The organism is Sphingobacterium sp. LZ7M1 (assembly GCF_024296865.1).
Lineage (GTDB): Bacteria > Bacteroidota > Bacteroidia > Sphingobacteriales > Sphingobacteriaceae > Sphingobacterium.
Genome location: NZ_CP101134.1, coordinates 360586 through 378316 on the forward strand (window position 1 = coordinate 360586; position 17731 = coordinate 378316).

Here is a 17731-nt window from a genome sequence, read left to right on the forward strand (position 1 = left end):
TCGCAATAAAAATACTAAAATTATGCTTTAGAAGCTAAGGTATTTTCAAGCTGTTGGTACCATTCTTCACCGTATTCACGAATCAAAGGGTCTTTCAGGAACTTATAAACTGGGATTTTAAGTTCTTGCCCAAAACTGCAGGCATCTTTACAGATATACCAACGGTCATAATGCAAAACATCAAACTCAGGGTAGTGCGTAGCACGGATAGGATAGAGGTGGCAGGAAATCGGTTTCTTCCATTGCACATCACCCATTTCATAGGCTTTTTCAATACCGCATTTCGTAATCCCGTTTTCCCAAGTTACATAGGCACATTCCTTATTGCCGCCCACACAGGTCGTCGTTAGGTCGCCATCGGCATCAACCACTGAGGTTCCCTGCTCCTCAATGGCTTTTATCCCCGCCTCAGTGAGGTAGGGTTTTACTTTTGGATAAATCTCCGCTAATATCTTGGTCTCAGCCTCCGTCAATGGTGCTCCTGCATCGCCTTCAATGCAACAAACTCCCTTACACTTGCTGAGATTACACACAAAGTCATTGTTGATGATATCCTCATGAACAAGGACATTTCCTACTTCTATCATTTTCTATTTTGAATAACTTACCCTCTTGCCCAATGGATACTTTAGACCATCTGCACTCACTAAATCCATAGTCACTGATCCAATCAAGATTTCCACTTGAGCCTTCACAGGTATACGATTGCCATCATTGGTAACCCAAAGATACAAACGACTGCTCTTTTTAAAGATTCTTCCTGGAGATATTTCTGGACTAAGCTTGATACATTCAAGTTCTCCCAATACCGACTTTACCTTTTCAACCCCAATATACTCAACACCAAGCTGTGCAACCTCATCGTTCAAAAAGTAAGTGATCTTAAATTTATCGCCAGACTTTAAGCCTGAAAAATCTAGGTTCCTGGAAAAATAATATGCAGATACCAAATCAAAAGTCTGCTGGGTCGGACTGGTGAAAGTACCTTTTTTACCCTTTACCTTCTTGGTCTTATGATCAAATGTCGCATATTCTACCCTACGATAGTTGTTCTCCCTGATATTCTCGGTATAGAGAATAGGAAGGAAGTTGGACTGATCTATATAGGAATCATACTGGTTCTTGACCGTGTAAAATTTGGAAAATGCTCCAGAGGTCTGCCCAAAGGCCGACAAATGGATAGCATCGTTGATCCCAAAACTATATTTTGACTCCTGAACTGAAAGTGTTCCAGTTGCTGCCGAAATAAAACCATATCTAAGCTTATATTTTAATATTTCGCCGGGCTTGAAAGTAGGTTCTTTTAAATAGGGTAGCGTTTGTCCAATGACCGTAGTCATCAAAAAAACACTGAATACAATTAATGAAATAAATCTTTTCATACGGGTTTGACAGCAATTATATTGGAAAGTTTAAGATTTTCGCTTGAATACAGGGACAGTGGAACAAGGTTCTCCGTACATGACGCTTTTGGCAACCTTGCTTAATTGTGTTGTAAATGTAACAAAGGCTGACTCAGGTACCGGAATATCCCCGCAACCTTTTACTACGATGCGTTGGTCCTGGTACTGACTATAGTCCAGGGTAGAAAGGGCATGGTCAAATAAGATCTTGCGCACATAGTCCTCATCCCCAAAATGGATCGATAAGGCTTGATCAGCTAATTTGGTAGATAGGAGCATATAGGCCCAGGTAGGCACAATCGCATCTGCAGAACAGATTATCCCGATATGTTTGTCCTTGTATTGGGTCCAGTCATGGGTTTTAATGAATTCCCTGAAGTCTTTTTCCTTAAGGATCAGACCATGGAATAAATTATCCTTGATATCATAAATTTCAATAGCGGCTTTTGGAGCATGCTCTGCCAAATCAATCGTTATCAACCCGCTCTGAGCGACCTTGTTTATTATGTTTTCTTGAATGTCCATTTCTATAAAAATAAAAAAAGCTGGATAACATTCGTCATCCAGCTACAAATTTAATCAATTCTATGTTAATAGAATTTAATACGATTGTCAACAATCTTCGCATTGTCCTGTAGGGCTTTCAAGATAGTTCCCCATGAGCGTTGCGATTTTGCTTCTGTGATCTGCTTTTGTTGTGTAGTCAATTCCTCGCCAGCTAATGCCTTAGGATTTACAAAACCTGCCACTTGAACAGCATAGATGCCTTGTTTTCCTTCGATAGACTTAGATGGTTTGTTTGGCTGAAGACCAAATACTGTACCTACGACAGCATTCTCAACAGCTACGCCCGGAATTACAGGGTTCGCTAAAACAACATTGTCTACTGTCTGAACATTCTTGCCTAATTTCTGAGCCACCTGATCGATGTTCCCAGCTCCGGACAATGCATTGTTCATTTTCTCCTTCAACATGCGTGCTTTAACTAAATTCTTAACAACTGGCTCAATTAATGTCTTAACTGATTCCAATGGCTGGATTCCCTTTGGTTGAATGTTGGTTACCCTTGCAACGATAAAGTTATCCGTAGTTTCATAAACCTTGTCGCTAACCTCTCCGTTTTTAGCCTCAAAAGCCCAACGGATTAACTCTCTAGGTACTTCAACTCCACCTAACATATTGTCCATAGCAACAGTACGGTCGTTTTTCAAGATCTCAACGTTTTGTTGTTTCGCGATATCATTGAAATTATCCTTGTTTGCTGCTGTGTAGAATTGGTTCGCTTTAGAATATGCAGCATCTGTAGTTTCTTTTCCTGAATTGATGCTCTTGTCTACGATAGCAAGTTTCGCAATTTGAGAATTACCGATCTGTCTGTTGATTTTAACGATATGAACACCATAATTGGTCGATACCACTTTCACATCACCAGTTTTACCTTCGAATAAGGTTTCATCAAGCTCAGGGAATGCACCGCGAGTCAATGTACCGATTTCGCCAGCATTGTTTTTGCTGTTAGGGTCTGCGCTGAACTCAACCGCTAGTGCTGAGAAGCTCGCTCCTCCTTGAACCAAGTTCTTGATCGAATCTGCTTTAGCCATGGCCTTATCAACACCACCTTCTGTAGCTGGATTGATCAAGATATGACTTGCATTAACTGAATCTGCACTGTTCTTTACTGCGATTACTTTCGCAATTTCGTAAACATTCTGTGTCAAGAAAGGACCAACAACCGTTCCAGCAGCCGTTTGGAAAGCTACTGAATCCAATGCCGGACTCAATTGACCTTTTGTATAATATCTTACAGGGTATTTGTTTTCTGAATTGATCGTTACGAAGCTTGAATCATTTGTTGAAGCCTGTAATTCTGTTTTCAATTTTTGAATCTCACCTAATACTAATGCTGAGTCAGCAGAATTTGGTTTCGCATCAAACAAAACATACTCTAACGTGCGGATCTCTTCTGGATTTTTGAACGCATTTTTGTTTTTATCGTAATATTCCTTGTAATCTGCATCTGTCAATTTGATCTCTGAATCTTTTACCGATGCATAGTCTAACATGACATATTTGAAGTTTGCAAGTTTATTACGTGAATTGTAATCATATTCAGCTTCTAAAGAAGTGGTGTAGATGCTGTTATTGATCAAGTTCGTGTATTTCTGGTTCAAACGTTCGTTTCTCACATTCTGCAATAAACCTTCCCATTGTGCATTCATCTCCGGGTTAGTTTTCGCTTGTTCAATAACTGCAGAAAGATAGTTTTTGTCAAACTGACCAGTCTGTGGGTTGGTGAAAGCTTGAATGATCTGTGGTGAAGGATTGTTACCGAACAATAAGCTGTTCAATTCTTCCTTACCTACCTGAAGACCGATTTTATCAATTTCTTGATTTAATAAATTCTGTGTTAAAAACTGGTTCCATACTTGCTGTACGGCAAATCCGCGCATCTGTGGCGAGGAAGCTCCTCCCATTTGTTGTTGATACATTTGGCTTGCTTGGTCAACTTGTACATTGAAGTTTTGATAATCTATCCCTTCTCCATTGATACTACCCACTTCATTTTGGCTTCTCTGCCAAAATGGGGTACCAACATTGATGGCATCACCCAATAAAAATGCAACAATTGCCAAACCGATCACGAAAATGACTAAGCCCGCACGGTTTCGCAAAGAGGTCATTAATCCCATAACGATATTCTATAATTTTATGCTAATATTTTAATTAATTTGTTTTTCTTAAAAACAAGGCGCAAGATACAACTTTTATAAAAAAATAAGGTAAAAATTTATATTTAGCCTATTTCAATTTTCTTTTCGCCAATTCCTTCTATTTCTGTTAGTTCCCAAACGAAGGAAGCTGGGAGTCTGCCGATGGAATATGAATGGCAGTACCGTTCATAAATCGAATGTCATTGAAATCTGCATCCGCCGTGAAGGATGTCCCCTGTGCAGAGGTCCGGCCATCATTGTATTCCGCAGTAATGGGTTGACTACCATAGTATTTCTTGTTCTTCTCGTCGTAAATCAATTCTTCCGTCTTGATTATCGTCCCATCCACCTTGGTGATCACTACATTTTTCCGGAATTCGGTCAATCCTTCAATCCTTTTCTGCAAAGCGTATTCGGAGGTTACTCGTTGCATCTCTTTGGCTTGGTCGTCGAAGAAAATAATCAGAACACCTTTCTTGAACTCATAATTTCCGGTACTGTCATGATAAACACGCATCTCAGGAGCCTTTAATTCAGCTTTTACCTTCGCCGAATCACTATATACGACCGTTACATCCTTGGAAATATCCACGGCCTCTTCCTGCTTGATATTTGCCAAGCGATCGATGTCCTTGGTGTCATTTTCACAGGCAATTGACAAGATTGCCCCTAGCAAAACAATTGTTAGGGGCAATATTCTCGATATTTTCATTTCTGCAATGCGCATTTGTTAATCGTAACTTCTTCTGATAAACCAAGCATCATTAATGGTGAACCCTAAGTTGATATTGATATATCGCTCACGGACCAAATTGCTCTTGATCGTTCCTTGTTGGCCAAACTCGGCCGAAATGTTCACATTGGAGAAAGTCCTTCCAAAACCGGTCTCCGGTAATGGTAATCCTAATCCCACCGTAACCGCCATATCATTGATACGTTGCTGGTTCACGGTCATGTGTGTTTTGTTATATCTGAAACCTAAACGGTAATCGATTACTTTTAGATAGTTCAAAGATGTAGGATCCGGTTTGATCTGTCCACCGACAGCAAAACCAATGTTCTTTCCTAAGGCATCTTCTCCCTGACGAACTTGGTACTTCGACCAATCTGCATATTTGAAATCAGCACCTACTGTCCAGTTCACACCTTTGCTGAAGGTAAAACCTACATTATGTCTTAAAGGTAAGTTGATTTTGCGATTGGATAAGACATCTGAATAGGATGTGTCAATTGGAACCTGTTCCGTTATGTTTCCTGTTCCGGTCATCGTACGGGTTACGATCGTAGAAACCTTGCTCTTCACAGAATTATCCAGTGATCCGGAATATCCAATGGTTAAGTTCTTTCTGTTTCCCAATGGGATGAAATATTGCGCACCATAATCATATACAATACCTGTAACCCTTCTGGTATCTGTTTTCGAAGTATTGTAGTAGTCGTAGTTGGAAGGAAACTCAATGATGGACTTGTCATATAGGTTACCAAATAGGAATCCAATATTACCACCAATGCTGAAGTTTTTGAATGGAGACACCCCATAACCAACATAAGCCTTGTTAAGGCCCCCCTCTCCAACCAATTTGGTCAAATAAGGAGTATTGCTGATATCTCTTTTTGCGGAGATGCTATAACCCACATCTGAATAAGGTATCAATCCGAACGAAATACCACCTAATTTTGGTCCATTGTTCTTGTTCAATGAGAAGCCGAAGGCAAAATGACTGAATGCAAAGTCTGCAGTATGGTCAGTCAAGCTGTTTTTCTGCAATTGAGTGACGTTGCCATATAGACCGGCATCCAAAATGGTTCGGTTGAATCCTGAATAGGATGCAGGGTTTGAAATATTTAAAACCGGTAAACCGCCCTGAAATCTTACACCAGCAGAAATCCCACCCATTCCTCGGGTCTGAGGAAGTAGATCTTCGCGCATTTGTCCCAATCCAAATTGGGAATATGGCGAATGTGAGGTAGAGGATTGCCCATAGGAGCGTGTACTCGAGAGTAAAATTGAACTTATTCCTAATAAAATAAGTAAGGACGTATTAGAGTAAAATAGTTTCAACTGTTCTGACATTTTTAAGTGGATTTATCGCTGCATTATTCTTGCAAAATATCTTCTGTTCAAATCAATGCGCCTAAATCTTTTATGATGGCTGTATTATCCGAATTTTTGCTACAAAACTATCTATTTTTTAAATATCACAAGCTTTTTGTTTGTTAAAAAAGGTTAAACACCTATTGGACAGTAGTTTAGAAAAATTGAAAATAGATAATTGTGGATAATATGACTAGATATAGCGTTTCGTAAAACCATTTCACCTTGGCATGCGTGAAAAAATAGGCTAGGTAAATGGATAGAGGGGGTACACAAAGCAAAAAGTGATTGATCGATCTTTCCTGGTTCAAATAAAAGGAACCAAAGATCAATAACAACATGATAAACAATAACTGGAAGCTTTTTCTGATCTGTACAACACTCTTGAAAAAGTTGTCCTTCAAGATAAATAAAAACCCTCCCAACGAAATGACAATAGGGATCAGGACAAAATAATCATGCATATCCATGTTCAGTTTCGTCGGAAATGCATAGGTAAAGGGAAGGAATATCTGATAGAACTCATCCATTCTTTCCAACCAGAAGTAAGCTACCGCCAATAGGAAATAAACCGTTATCACCCCTAATAATGGTGTGATCCATTCCCGCCAGTAAAAAGGGCGGAATATGACTAAGCTTGACCAAATCAACAACAGCATCACGATGAACGGGAAATAGATTAAACTTCCCAATGCCACCAAAAGACCAAGATCAAACATGATCCCTTTAATATCCACGTGCTTGTAGATATTGAACAGCTTTTGGAGCATCCAAATGGTAATGAAATTACAGATTAGGGTAGGCGATAGAACCAAGAATGGGATGAATAGACTCACTAAGGTCATGAACATCAATGACGTCAGGAAGCTAGGTTTTCCCAGTAGGTTGAAATGGTTTACTACCCGATTTAAGGAAAATGCCTGTAGCAAGGTCAGGATCAAGGTGATCAATACATTGCCGGAAGGTGAAAAGTTGGATCCTAAACGGATTCCAGCTAAGCGGTCCAATCCTGGTTCAAATAAAACTGGAGTCAGTTTCTCAGGCAGATGGTAGAACACACCTAGGCATAATACGGTACCAACAAGAATAACGAGAAATACGTTCAGACCCGAAAGTGTTCGATGTTGGTTGATCAGCATAGAATGGTATTCCCTTATTTATCTTTTTCTAGTTTTTTGACTCTTTTGTCTATGCTAAATAAGTAAATGGCAACTGATAAAAAGATTACCAGCATCACTGCCACGACCACATAGATTTTTCCTTCAGCACGAAGACCATCAGCCATCTGAACCTTTTCTTGGGCATTCGACGAAAAACTGATCATTAATGCCAGTAGGGACAATAGAAAATTTCTCATATTAAAAACTATTTCTTTTATCTTCAATTATACGAACGCGATAACGTAGGGTCGCTATCCAACAACCAATCAAAATCCAACCAATTACCGCTGTGTAAAATACAGGGCGCATGTAATTGTCCATATCCAAATCCCCGAAAGTAGAGTTGCCCCCGCTTCCCGGATGCAGTGAATCATTCATCTTTGGTAGGATATAGATCAATACGATCATGATCGGAAATGCAAAAATATTGTAGATCGCAGAGATCTTAGCACGTTTCTGTTCTTCTTCCATGGCATTGCGAAGTACCAAGTAGGCTAAGTACATCAAAGTGGCAATGGCTGCTCCATTCAACTGTGGGTCATTCGTCCAGGGTGCTCCCCAAGTAATATTTGCCCACAACATTCCTGTCATCAATCCACAGGCACAGAATAAAATACCGGTATTTACGGCCTCAACAGCCATGAAATCGTATTCACGCTTGCCCGTGTTCAGATACTTAATGCTATAGATCAGGGATATCAAATAAAGAATCATCATCGTAAACCACATTGGAACGTGGAAATATACATTACGAATGGTTTCATTTAAAATAGATAATACGGGAACGGGGCCAAGGAGTCCTGCAATTATGGTACTAGCGACCATGACAACCCCTAAAATTTTCCACCAACTTTTTTTCATAAGAACAAAAATCAATCTCGCCAAAGGTAAGGAAATAACAGCAAAGAAATAGCAATTGTAACGACATTAATTGCCAATAAAACAGCAATATCAGCCCAACTGCTCGATAAAAAGCCGCCCATTAATGCCGATCGCGAAAGTTTGATCAATATGATCAGTAAGGGAATGATAACCGGAAAACTCAATATCGCCATGATCGTGCTGTTATTGCCTGCTTTTGCACTGATCCCCGCAATCATCGTAAATACGGTGGCAAAGGATATGCTCCCTAATAAGATGCTTAGTAGATAGACTGGGAGATTCCCAATCTCTGTTTTAAAGATCAGGTTATATACGATGAATGCAATGGCGGTCATCAGTATCATGACCAGGGAATTGTAAATGATCTTGGCGAGGATAATCGCCTTCGGGCCAACGATCGCATAATAATAGAGATGGCGACTGCCCGTTTCCTGGATGAAACTGCGGCTCATCGCATTGATCGCCGCAAATAAGAGAATTATCCAGAACAAGGTGTTCCAAACAATAGTATCCACAGATTTGAATGATTGATAACATACAAATACTGTGGATACCACATAAAGTAGGATGCTGTTAATGGCATATTTCGACCGCCATTCTAATACAACATCTTTATATATTAATGTTTTTACTTGTTCGAACAGATTCATGTAGCACAAAGATACAAATCAATCTGTTGAGCATTGTATGATTGCGCTAGAAATTAAGCGTTTTTAATTTCTGACTTTGCTTTATCAGCTGCATCTTCAGCTCTGTTTGCTAAATTATGGGCAGCATCAGATGCCTTTCCAGCCCATTCGTTTGCTTTTGATGAAGCTTTGTCCAAAGCATCACGGCCAGCATTCTTAGCACGGTCTTTTAAGTTCTCTAAATCTTCCTTAGCAGTTTTAGCTAATTTTTGAGCTCTCTTCGCTTCTTTTTTAGAAAGATCCTTGATCGATTTTGTTAAGCTCTTGATGCCATCATTAGCACGATCTAATTGTTTCTTTCCGTCTTCAGTTCCTAATAAGTAATATGCTGCAGTTCCTACTGCTAATCCTAGTAAGGCAAATGCCACTAATCCATTTCTATTTTTTTCCATGATTCTATTTTTTTATCCTATTTAGTCTAATATGTTCTGTTAATGATAAACAAGGTATAAGCCAAAATGTTTTTTGCTTCCCTAAATTAACAAAAATTAACTTTCAACTACGTGAAGGGACTGTAATGTATAGAGATGATGGTATAATCCGCTGCCTTTTTCCATTAATTCCTGGTGGGTTCCCATATCTGAAATGATGCCATCTTCGACAACAATAATCTTGTCAGCGTCTCGAATAGTGGACAGTCGGTGTGCTATAATTATGGATGTCCTGTTCTTCATCAGTTCTACCAATGCTTGCTGGACCATCCTTTCTGATTCTGAATCTAGGGAAGAGGTAGCCTCATCTAAGATTAAGATGGCTGGATCCTTCAATAGGGCACGGGCAATGGCAATTCTTTGTCTTTGCCCTCCGGATAATTTTACGCCGCGTTCACCTACAACGGTATCATAGCCCTCAGGGAAGTCCATGATAAATTGGTGCGCGTTTGCTCGTTTTGCAGCGGTAATGATATCCTCCGCTTCAGCATTCAGGTTTCCGTAGCTGATGTTCTCACGGATGGTACCTCCAAACAAAAGTACATCCTGTGGGACAATGGCAACTTGGTTCCTGATATCGGTCAGGGCCAGCTGATCTGCTGGAATACCATCATATTTTAAGGTACCACTGCTAGGCTGATAAAATTGTAGGATCAAGGATGCAATGGTCGATTTCCCAGTTCCACTAGGGCCGACAATTGCCAGTTTTTTACCCGCAGCAACATGAAAAGAGAGATCTTTTAATATGGTCAGGTCCGGTCGGGTCGGATAGGCAAAGGTCACGTGATCAAATTGGATGTCACCATGCAACTCCACCTTGATCTCTTTATCTTCTTCGCTGACCTGTATATCTTCCTTAGGCTCGTTCAAGATTTCCAACACACGTTCACTTGCCCCTAAAGAGCGTTGTAAGGTGGCATAAAGTTCTGGGAAACTACCCATTGAACCAGCAACAAACATGGAATATAATATATACGTCGTTAAATCTCCTACCGAAATTTCATGGATGGAAACTAAGGATGCACCGTACCAGATAACGATAATGACTGCCCCGAAGATGGCAAATATGATAAATGAGGCAAAAATACCGCGGTAAGTTGCGCCTTTTACAGCTAATGCCACCGATTGGTTCAGCTTTTCTGCATAACGCTTTGATTCAAAGAACTCGTTTACAAAAGCCTTGACATTGCTGATGCCCAATAATGTTTCTTGTACAACAGAATTGGATTCTGCCAGTTTATCTTGTGCTTCCCTAGAAAGGTTCCGGATGAATCTCCCGAAAATAATCGCCACGATAATGATCAACGGTAGGATACATAGGTTCATCAATGCCAACTTTGGCGAAACCCATATCAATAGAGCTACCCCAAAACATAGACTGATGGTCTGCCTGAGCATTTCTGCCAAGGTCGTGGTCATGGTGTCCTGGATCTGGGAAAGGTCGGATGATAGGCGACTGTTCAGTTCACCAACCCTGCGGTTAGCAAAAAAATCAATCGGTAAGGTAATCAATCGATGGTAGGTGTCCTTGCGGATATTGGCTAATGCTTTTTCGGCAATCTCCACAAACAAGCGGATCCGAAAAAAAGAAATTACGGACTGAAAGGATAAGATGATCAATGACAATCCACCAATGTACATCACGCTAGCCGGTAGCCACTCGTATTTCACCCTTCCCTGTGCGGCATCTATCATTGCTCCCAATAGCGCCGGAAACGTCAGCATGGTTAAGCTGGAAAGGATTAAAAAAACCATCCCAATCACAAATTTCCACTTAAAAGGCTTGATGTAGGAAAATATCCGTAGTGCTTTCTGGAAAATTTCTTTGTTCAGCTTCGGTTTGGGTAAATCCCCCGAATGGGTGTCTCCACTGTTCAATCTCGGTCTGGCCATGTACTAATTTCTTTCTCTTTTTGAGCAAAAGTACCAATATAAATAGGTCTTCTTATCACTATTCCGTCAATTTTTTGGGTTTATGCCTATTGTACTGATAAATCAGAAGGATTATTAAAGCTATGATGACGATAACTGCCAAATAAATCAGCACCCCGTTGCCCGTATCCGTACTTTCCATGGATTTCAGCTCTTCCCGTAGTTTGTCATTTTCATTCTGCAGTTTTGTGATGGTTTTCATGTATGCAGAAACCTGCATGTCATATTCACCGGCCAACCGTTGATAGCGTTCACTTTGCGCATCCTTTAAATCTAATAATTTCCGGGTTTCCAAAAAGATGTTATTGTCGTTCAATACCACCTGTCTCAGGATATCGATGGATTTCTGCATGTCCTTCTTGGTCTTGAACAGTCCGAACACCCCAGTTTTCTTCTCCAATGACTGGTCATATTCCCCAAATCGACGGCTCCTATCGTTCAATAATTGATTCACTCGTTCCCGTTGTGCCTCAAATGTTATGGAGTCTGCCTTGACTGCCGTACTATCTTGAGCGTGCAACAATTGAACAAAAAAGAGGGCAATCAGTAGCAGGAAGTTGTGTTTTTTCATGTTTGTATGGATGATCCTTGCTTTATTTTTTTTAATCATGGCTTCGTTAACAGCAATTTTACTGCCTTTTTTTGTATTGATGCTGTTTCTAGGTCTATTTATTGCCGACAATCAATAAAATCTCATTATTGTGAAAAAACATTAACCTGCTGTCGCACTTTGAGTTTTGTTATCGTATATCATAAATATAATCCAATTGTATAAACTTATGAAATCCACAACACTAACTGTTAAAAGATGCTTTTTGCTGATTTTGCCAGTCCTGCTATTTTCTCTTTTTTGGGGCTGTGACAAAATTGGCTCCGAGGGGACCTATATTGCCAAGATTCCCATCTATAAAACTTTGCGAGAAATCAGGGCAAGCAATATTAGTATCACTCAACCCCAACCAATGACTTCAACAGGAAAAATTTATCTATATAAGGATTATCTATTGGTCAATGAACCGAATAAAGGTATTCATATTTATGATAATAGCAATCCTGCAACTCCCAAACCCTTGGGTTTTCTGCCGATCCTTGGGAATTTTGATCTTGGGGTACAAAATAACCTGCTCTATGTCGATAATATTGTCGATCTGTTGACCTTTGATATCTCTAATATCAGCAAACCCGTTTTGCTTAATCGACAAAAGGATGTGTTTGCTGTCAAATATATAGTGGACAACAAACCGGTTAATGTTTTAAGGGATGACGACCCTGTGCCCGTGGCTTACCGGGACTCGTTGGTGAGTTTCGCTGATCATCGCGAATATAAACCTGATGGCCAGCGCTATTTGGACTATGAAAGTATAGGTAATAATTATTCCGGTTCAAATGGGAGTGGCACCAGTGGAAACACGGTTGGACAAGCAGGTTCTTTGGCTAGGTTTGCCATTGCCGAAAACTTCCTGTTTGCCATTTTTCAGGATAAAGTGAAAAACTTTGACCTTCAAAATGCCCGCGCACCAAAATTGATCAATGAAGTGAGCCTTGGTTTTGGAATCGAAACCTTGTTTCCCTACAAGAAATCTCTGTTTGTCGGTGCAAATAATGGTATGCATATCCTAGATATCTCTAATCCGACCAGCCCTAAGGAGCTTGCTAATTATTCCCATGCCTTTGCCTGTGACCCTGTCGTTGTCAACGATGATTTTGCTTTTGTGACTTTACGAACCGGTACGATATGTAATGGAAACGTCAATGCCTTGCAAGTTGTCAATATCCGTGACCTGAGTGCACCTCAACTGGTGAAGAGCTATAACCTGAAAAGCCCTCATGGATTGGCCCTGACCGGTGAGCATCTCTATGTATGTGAAGGTGAGTCCGGTTTGAAAAGCTTCAAGGTTACCGATGTCACGGCCATTGATAAGAACATCATGCAGAACTTGGAAAACCTGAAAAGCTTTGATGTCATTGCAGGACCAAAATCCTTGATAGTCTTGGGGCCTGAGGGTATCTGCCAATATGATTATACCAACAAAGCCAATTTGAAACAATTGAGCTGTATTTCCATTAACCTGAAAAAATAATTCTTTATGAAGCAGCGTTTCAAATTGTTTTTGGTCCTCATTTTAGGACTGAACGGTATCCAAGTGTTAAGAGCCCAAGAGAAAAAATACATGAACCATACCGAATTTGGGGTCATGGCCTATGATATGACATTCCAGGAAGCCGGCATTACCGCCCAAACCTTTAATGGATACCAATTGAATCCTGATTTAGCTATCGGAGGGACTGCAGGTTTCGAAAAATATGCTGTTGATGCCATCCATACTTTTTCCTCTGTCCCGATTTCCTTGGGAGCACGATACACCTTTTTGGATCCCGGTAAGGCAAGGATAATTTCCGGATTAGATGCTGGTTACGGCTTTATTTGGGAAAATGAACCTCGACAAAAGGGCGATATCTCAGGTGGAATACGGATAGCCCCAGAATTGGGCGTCAAATTGAAACTGTCCGAAGGAACTGGTTTTATATCATTCACTTTAGGCTACCAGTACCAAGCTATAAAAGCTAAATATACCCAGCAAAAGCCACCTATTTTTGAACCCTATGTGAATTACATCCAAGCTTATCCAATTGATGAGTATGCAGAAACCAAGAAAATGGATGCCCACAGGTTCTCCTTAAAGGTAGGATTTGGATTCTAAAACGTATTCACGATAAAAAAATAATCCTAATAACCATAACATGGGAAGGGTGGCAAAGTGATTTGCTACCCTTTGTTTTTTGTGCTTTCAAAGGGGCTATTTATTCGAGTTTTATTTAGACCTTATTCGAGGCATATTCGAGAAAACCCGGTTTGCGTTCGGAAAATTCGGAATGTGTCTCGAATGAGTCCCGAATGAGATATGGATAAATTTCAGTATTTCTTACATGTGAAATTAACACTTAACAATTTATCGGTTAGTCGATTGCGAACAGAAAAAAACGTGGAACATTTTGTCGACCAGACTCCATTTGAGGGTCTATTTCTTTTCCAGGAACTCAACAAGTATGGTTTCATCTTGGTATAGTCCTAACAACTGGCTTGCATGGCCTTTGTTGATGGCTATTTCCAAGAAGTTGCTGATTCCGAATAAGCATAGCTTCTCGCCTTCGGCAACCTCATTGTAGTGCCAAGAGAGGTTGCTGATCGTTTCGTTTCGCTTGAAGCGTAGGATAAAATCTCGGCCCTGTTGGACTTGGTTGAAGAGGTCCTTGCTGATATTGCTGATGACATTACCAAAGGAGTCGATGAAAGTGACATGGCCCTTGATGCTGTTCTGGTTGTAGATGGGTTGAAATGTGACTTTCTGTACCGCATTGTCGATAGGGAGGCCAATATCTTGGAGTTTACCGCCATCTGCGATGTGACAGGCAGCTTTGGTCAGGATATCAGCAAGCGGGAAATGCAGATAGCGTAGATCCTGCATGATATTGATCTCGACCATTTCAGTTGGTTTGTCTTCACCGATGATGATACTGAAGATACCGTTGTCTGCACCGACAAAGAACTGACCTTTGTAGGCCATGGCGAGGTAACGCGAGTCTTCTTGGAAGACGGTGTCGATACCGATTAAGTGTACGGTATTCTTTGGGAAGTACGGATAAGCGTTGTTGATAACGAATGCCGCATGTTGAATACTGAAAGAAGGGATATCGTGAGAAATGTCAACGAGCCTAACATTCGGCAACTGCGAAATGATACTGCCTTTGAGTGCAGCTTGATAAAAATCGCGATGACCTAAATCGGTGGTTAACGTAATTACTCCCATAGTGTTCAGCAAGCCTGAAGCTAAAAAAATTATATTGTTATTTTGTTAAGCGAATTACAAAAATAGAAAAAGTAAATCGATTGCTAAATCTATTATGAATTAATACTTGCAATTGCTTTTAATTCTGCTCAATTAGTTTGTATTTTTGATTCAAGAAAGTGTGAAAAGCGCATAATATTTTCGTTTTTTTGATATCTTTATTTGCACGCCAATCGGACAGGACGTGAAATATTCAGGAAATTAATTAGGAAACAATTTGAGCGAATTAGAAATCAATTTAGATGTTGTCAATTTGGTGACATTGTGGGGAGCTCAGAATGAAAATTTTGAGTTTATAAAGAAAGCTTTTCCGAAGTTACGTCTAGTAGCGCGAGGGAGTACCTTGAAGGTTTTAGGTGAAGAAGGGGAGCGGACAAGGTTTCAACAGGTATTTGATGATATTCTAGCTCATATCAACCAATTTCAGACGCTTTCCTTGTTGGAATTGGAAAGTTTGTTAGGATCTGTATCGAGTGTAAAACCCGTGATTGCAGAAAAGGAAGAAGGCGAACAGAAGGCTGCGGCTTTTAAAGGTGAACCAATCGTTTATGGTCCAAATGGTATCGTGGTACGTGCTCGGACGCCTAATCAAAGGCGTATGGTGGACAGTATCAATAAGAATGACATTCTTTTTGCCATTGGTCCAGCAGGTACCGGAAAAACCTATACAGCAGTTGCCCTTGCGGTACGAGCTTTAAGGAATAAAGAAATCAAACGTATTATCCTGACCAGGCCAGCGGTGGAAGCGGGTGAAAACCTAGGTTTCTTGCCAGGCGATCTAAAAGAGAAGGTTGATCCATATCTACGTCCACTATATGATGCATTGGATGATATGATTCCAGCGGAAAAATTGAAAGGATATCTGGAGAACAGAACCATTGAAGTAGCTCCATTGGCATTTATGCGCGGAAGGACCTTGGACAATTGCTTTGTTATCCTAGATGAGGCACAGAATGCCACAGATATGCAGCTCAAGATGTTCTTGACGCGGATGGGGCCAACTGCCAAATTTATCGTGACAGGGGACATGACTCAGGTGGATTTACCTAAAAAAACGCAATCGGGATTAGTCAATGCCGTGAAGATTTTGGATGGGATCGAAGGGATAGATATGATTTACCTGAGCGGTTCGGATGTCGTTCGCCATAAATTGGTGAAACGTATCTTGGAAGCTTACGGTGACATTTAAGATTAAATTAACGCGTTTCAGACGCACACACAATGAATAATACAATAAAAGAAACAAATTTTAACTTCAAGGGACAGACAGCATTTTATAGAGGAAAAGTAAGAGATGTGTACAGCATCGGGTCGGACTACCTGGTGATGGTGGCTTCAGACCGAATTTCTGCTTTTGATGTGGTATTGCCAAAGCCTATTCCTTTTAAAGGTCAGGTTTTGAACCAAATTGCATCCAAATTTCTGTCTGCCACAGCTGATATCCTTCCAAATTGGGTGGCATCCGTTCCAGACCCAAATGTTACAATAGGAAAGAAATGTGAACCTTTCAAGGTTGAAATGGTGATCCGTGGATATGTTTCAGGACATCTTTGGAGAACCTACCGCGATGGTGGAAGGGTGCTGTGTGGGGTGGAGCTTCCTGAAGGATTAAAAGAGAACGATAAATTACCTACTCCAATCATTACCCCATCGACAAAAGCAGATGTGGGCCATGATGAGGATATTTCCAGAGCGGATATTATTGCTAGAGGCATTGTGTCAGAAGAGGATTATTCGCAATTGGAGAAGTATGCCCATGCTTTATATCAGCGGGGAACTGAGATTGCTGCCGAACGAGGCTTGATCTTGGTGGATACCAAATATGAGTTTGGGAAGAAAGATGGACAGATCTATTTGATCGACGAAATCCATACGCCTGATTCTTCCCGTTATTTTTATGCAGAAGGCTATGAGGAGCGTCAGGAAAAGGCGGAACCGCAGAAACAGCTCTCGAAAGAATTTGTGAGGCAATGGTTGATCGAAAATGGATTCCAAGGAAAAGAAGGACAAAAAGTACCTGAAATGACCGAAGAAATTGTTAAATCCATTTCTGAGCGCTATATTGAGCTTTACGAACACATTACAGGGGAGAAGTTTCATTATCCGGAAGAAGGCCATGTCCTGGAGCGGGTAGAAAAGAATGTAGCGAAAGCCTTGGAAGAACTGATTTAAGGATAAACACAACTAATTATTTATAGACAGATGAAATTTACGGTAGACAAATACGATCGATATGTTGTAATAGAGCCTCTTCAAGAGAGGTTGGACGGAGAAACTGCCGCAAGTTTAAAAGGCGAGTTTATGTTGCGCAATACAGGTGGGCAACGCAATATTGTATTGGACATGAACAATGTGAAATCCACTGATGAGACAGGGATTCGCACAGGTCTATTGGCTCGTCGTCTATGTAAATCACTAGGGGGGCTATTTATCTTGACAAATCTAAATGAGGAGATCTTGACTTACATCAAATCTTTGGGATTGGATAAATATCTGATCATTACCAAGAACATTGAGAAAGCCAAGGACCTGATCTTTGGGAATGAAATCCGATTAGATTTAAAAGAAGAGCAAGAGTAA

The 17731-nt window shown here is 40.5% G+C and carries 19 protein-coding genes; 5 read left to right on the plus strand and 14 right to left on the minus strand.

Annotation, left to right across the window (positions count from 1 at the left end):
- Positions 1–20: 20 nt before the first annotated feature.
- The 13 genes from NMK93_RS01570 to NMK93_RS01630 form a co-directional block, all read right to left on the minus strand.
- Positions 21–587, minus strand: coding sequence for a DUF3109 family protein (locus NMK93_RS01570; RefSeq protein ID WP_185211363.1), 567 nt, complete (start codon positions 585–587; stop codon positions 21–23).
- Between the two features lie 3 nt (positions 588–590).
- Positions 591–1382 (minus strand): DUF3108 domain-containing protein, encoded by a 792-nt coding sequence (locus NMK93_RS01575; RefSeq protein ID WP_185211362.1) that lies wholly within the window; start codon positions 1380–1382, stop codon positions 591–593.
- 30 nt (positions 1383–1412) lie between these two features.
- Positions 1413–1928 (minus strand): DUF2480 family protein, encoded by a 516-nt coding sequence (locus NMK93_RS01580; RefSeq protein WP_185211361.1) that lies wholly within the window; start codon positions 1926–1928, stop codon positions 1413–1415.
- Between the two features lie 65 nt (positions 1929–1993).
- The gene (locus NMK93_RS01585) at positions 1994–4093 is read right to left on the minus strand and encodes a SurA N-terminal domain-containing protein (protein ID WP_254526572.1); all 2100 of its coding nucleotides are present in this window, start codon (positions 4091–4093) and stop codon (positions 1994–1996) included.
- Between the two features lie 148 nt (positions 4094–4241).
- Positions 4242–4826 (minus strand): LPS export ABC transporter periplasmic protein LptC, encoded by a 585-nt coding sequence (gene lptC, locus NMK93_RS01590; protein ID WP_236736560.1) that lies wholly within the window; start codon positions 4824–4826, stop codon positions 4242–4244.
- Between the two features lie 18 nt (positions 4827–4844).
- The gene (locus tag NMK93_RS01595) at positions 4845–6044 is read right to left on the minus strand and encodes a hypothetical protein (RefSeq protein WP_254526571.1); all 1200 of its coding nucleotides are present in this window, start codon (positions 6042–6044) and stop codon (positions 4845–4847) included.
- 320 nt (positions 6045–6364) lie between these two features.
- Positions 6365–7348: a DUF6427 family protein gene (locus tag NMK93_RS01600; RefSeq protein ID WP_185211357.1), complete on the minus strand. Its 984-nt coding sequence runs from the start codon at positions 7346–7348 to the stop codon at positions 6365–6367.
- Between the two features lie 14 nt (positions 7349–7362).
- Positions 7363–7566 (minus strand): CcmD family protein, encoded by a 204-nt coding sequence (locus NMK93_RS01605; protein WP_254526570.1) that lies wholly within the window; start codon positions 7564–7566, stop codon positions 7363–7365.
- Between the two features lies 1 nt (position 7567).
- Positions 7568–8230 (minus strand): cytochrome c biogenesis protein, encoded by a 663-nt coding sequence (ccsA, locus tag NMK93_RS01610; protein ID WP_185211355.1) that lies wholly within the window; start codon positions 8228–8230, stop codon positions 7568–7570.
- Positions 8231–8241: 11 nt separating this feature from the next.
- On the minus strand, positions 8242–8901 hold the full coding sequence (locus tag NMK93_RS01615; RefSeq protein ID WP_185211354.1) for a heme exporter protein CcmB: 660 nt from the start codon (positions 8899–8901) through the stop codon (positions 8242–8244).
- Positions 8902–8954: 53 nt separating this feature from the next.
- Positions 8955–9332, minus strand: coding sequence for a YtxH domain-containing protein (locus NMK93_RS01620; RefSeq protein ID WP_185211353.1), 378 nt, complete (start codon positions 9330–9332; stop codon positions 8955–8957).
- A 96-nt stretch (positions 9333–9428) separates the two neighbouring features.
- Positions 9429–11264, minus strand: coding sequence for an ABC transporter ATP-binding protein (locus NMK93_RS01625; RefSeq protein WP_185211352.1), 1836 nt, complete (start codon positions 11262–11264; stop codon positions 9429–9431).
- A gap of 58 nt (positions 11265–11322) precedes the next feature.
- Positions 11323–11874 carry a hypothetical protein gene (locus NMK93_RS01630; protein WP_254526569.1) on the minus strand — a complete coding sequence of 184 codons (552 nt, stop codon included), beginning with the start codon at positions 11872–11874 and terminating at the stop codon, positions 11323–11325.
- Between the two features lie 391 nt (positions 11875–12265).
- Between NMK93_RS01630 and NMK93_RS01635 the strand changes: the two genes are divergently transcribed.
- Both NMK93_RS01635 and NMK93_RS01640 read left to right on the plus strand, forming a co-directional pair.
- Entirely contained in the window at positions 12266–13384 is a 1119-nt protein-coding gene (locus tag NMK93_RS01635; protein ID WP_254526568.1) for an LVIVD repeat-containing protein, read from the plus strand.
- A 6-nt stretch (positions 13385–13390) separates the two neighbouring features.
- Complete coding sequence (locus NMK93_RS01640) at positions 13391–14005, plus strand: hypothetical protein (RefSeq protein WP_254526567.1); 615 nt, start codon at positions 13391–13393, stop codon at positions 14003–14005.
- Between the two features lie 318 nt (positions 14006–14323).
- Here the strand turns inward: NMK93_RS01640 and NMK93_RS01645 are convergent, their stop codons facing one another.
- On the minus strand, positions 14324–15112 hold the full coding sequence (locus NMK93_RS01645) for an S-adenosyl-l-methionine hydroxide adenosyltransferase family protein (protein WP_185211348.1): 789 nt from the start codon (positions 15110–15112) through the stop codon (positions 14324–14326).
- Positions 15113–15368: 256 nt separating this feature from the next.
- Here NMK93_RS01645 and NMK93_RS01650 point away from each other — a divergent pair, with 256 nt between their 5' ends.
- Genes NMK93_RS01650 through NMK93_RS01660 form a run of 3 tightly spaced genes read left to right on the plus strand, consistent with a single transcriptional unit; the run spans position 15369 to position 17731 of the window.
- Positions 15369–16340, plus strand: a complete 972-nt coding sequence (locus tag NMK93_RS01650; protein ID WP_093100641.1) for a PhoH family protein — start codon at positions 15369–15371, stop codon at positions 16338–16340.
- Positions 16341–16372: 32 nt separating this feature from the next.
- Complete coding sequence (locus tag NMK93_RS01655; protein ID WP_254526566.1) at positions 16373–17323, plus strand: phosphoribosylaminoimidazolesuccinocarboxamide synthase; 951 nt, start codon at positions 16373–16375, stop codon at positions 17321–17323.
- A gap of 30 nt (positions 17324–17353) precedes the next feature.
- Positions 17354–17731, plus strand: coding sequence for an STAS domain-containing protein (locus NMK93_RS01660; protein WP_093100638.1), 378 nt, complete (start codon positions 17354–17356; stop codon positions 17729–17731).

Coding starts and splice junctions, on each gene's coding strand:
- NMK93_RS01570 (WP_185211363.1), bottom strand. CDS start 587: ATGATAGAAGTAGGAAATGTCCTTGTTCATGAGGATATCATCAACAAT.
- NMK93_RS01575 (WP_185211362.1), bottom strand. CDS start 1,382: ATGAAAAGATTTATTTCATTAATTGTATTCAGTGTTTTTTTGATGACT.
- NMK93_RS01580 (WP_185211361.1), bottom strand. CDS start 1,928: ATGGACATTCAAGAAAACATAATAAACAAGGTCGCTCAGAGCGGGTTG.
- NMK93_RS01585 (WP_254526572.1), bottom strand. CDS start 4,093: ATGGGATTAATGACCTCTTTGCGAAACCGTGCGGGCTTAGTCATTTTC.
- lptC (WP_236736560.1), bottom strand. CDS start 4,826: ATGAAAATATCGAGAATATTGCCCCTAACAATTGTTTTGCTAGGGGCA.
- NMK93_RS01595 (WP_254526571.1), bottom strand. CDS start 6,044: ATGCGCGAAGATCTACTTCCTCAGACCCGAGGAATGGGTGGGATTTCT.
- NMK93_RS01600 (WP_185211357.1), bottom strand. CDS start 7,348: ATGCTGATCAACCAACATCGAACACTTTCGGGTCTGAACGTATTTCTC.
- NMK93_RS01605 (WP_254526570.1), bottom strand. CDS start 7,566: ATGAGAAATTTTCTATTGTCCCTACTGGCATTAATGATCAGTTTTTCG.
- ccsA (WP_185211355.1), bottom strand. CDS start 8,230: ATGAAAAAAAGTTGGTGGAAAATTTTAGGGGTTGTCATGGTCGCTAGT.
- NMK93_RS01615 (WP_185211354.1), bottom strand. CDS start 8,901: ATGAATCTGTTCGAACAAGTAAAAACATTAATATATAAAGATGTTGTA.
- NMK93_RS01620 (WP_185211353.1), bottom strand. CDS start 9,332: ATGGAAAAAAATAGAAATGGATTAGTGGCATTTGCCTTACTAGGATTA.
- NMK93_RS01625 (WP_185211352.1), bottom strand. CDS start 11,264: ATGGCCAGACCGAGATTGAACAGTGGAGACACCCATTCGGGGGATTTA.
- NMK93_RS01630 (WP_254526569.1), bottom strand. CDS start 11,874: ATGAAAAAACACAACTTCCTGCTACTGATTGCCCTCTTTTTTGTTCAA.
- NMK93_RS01635 (WP_254526568.1), top strand. CDS start 12,266: ATGACTTCAACAGGAAAAATTTATCTATATAAGGATTATCTATTGGTC.
- NMK93_RS01640 (WP_254526567.1), top strand. CDS start 13,391: ATGAAGCAGCGTTTCAAATTGTTTTTGGTCCTCATTTTAGGACTGAAC.
- NMK93_RS01645 (WP_185211348.1), bottom strand. CDS start 15,112: ATGGGAGTAATTACGTTAACCACCGATTTAGGTCATCGCGATTTTTAT.
- NMK93_RS01655 (WP_254526566.1), top strand. CDS start 16,373: ATGAATAATACAATAAAAGAAACAAATTTTAACTTCAAGGGACAGACA.
- NMK93_RS01660 (WP_093100638.1), top strand. CDS start 17,354: ATGAAATTTACGGTAGACAAATACGATCGATATGTTGTAATAGAGCCT.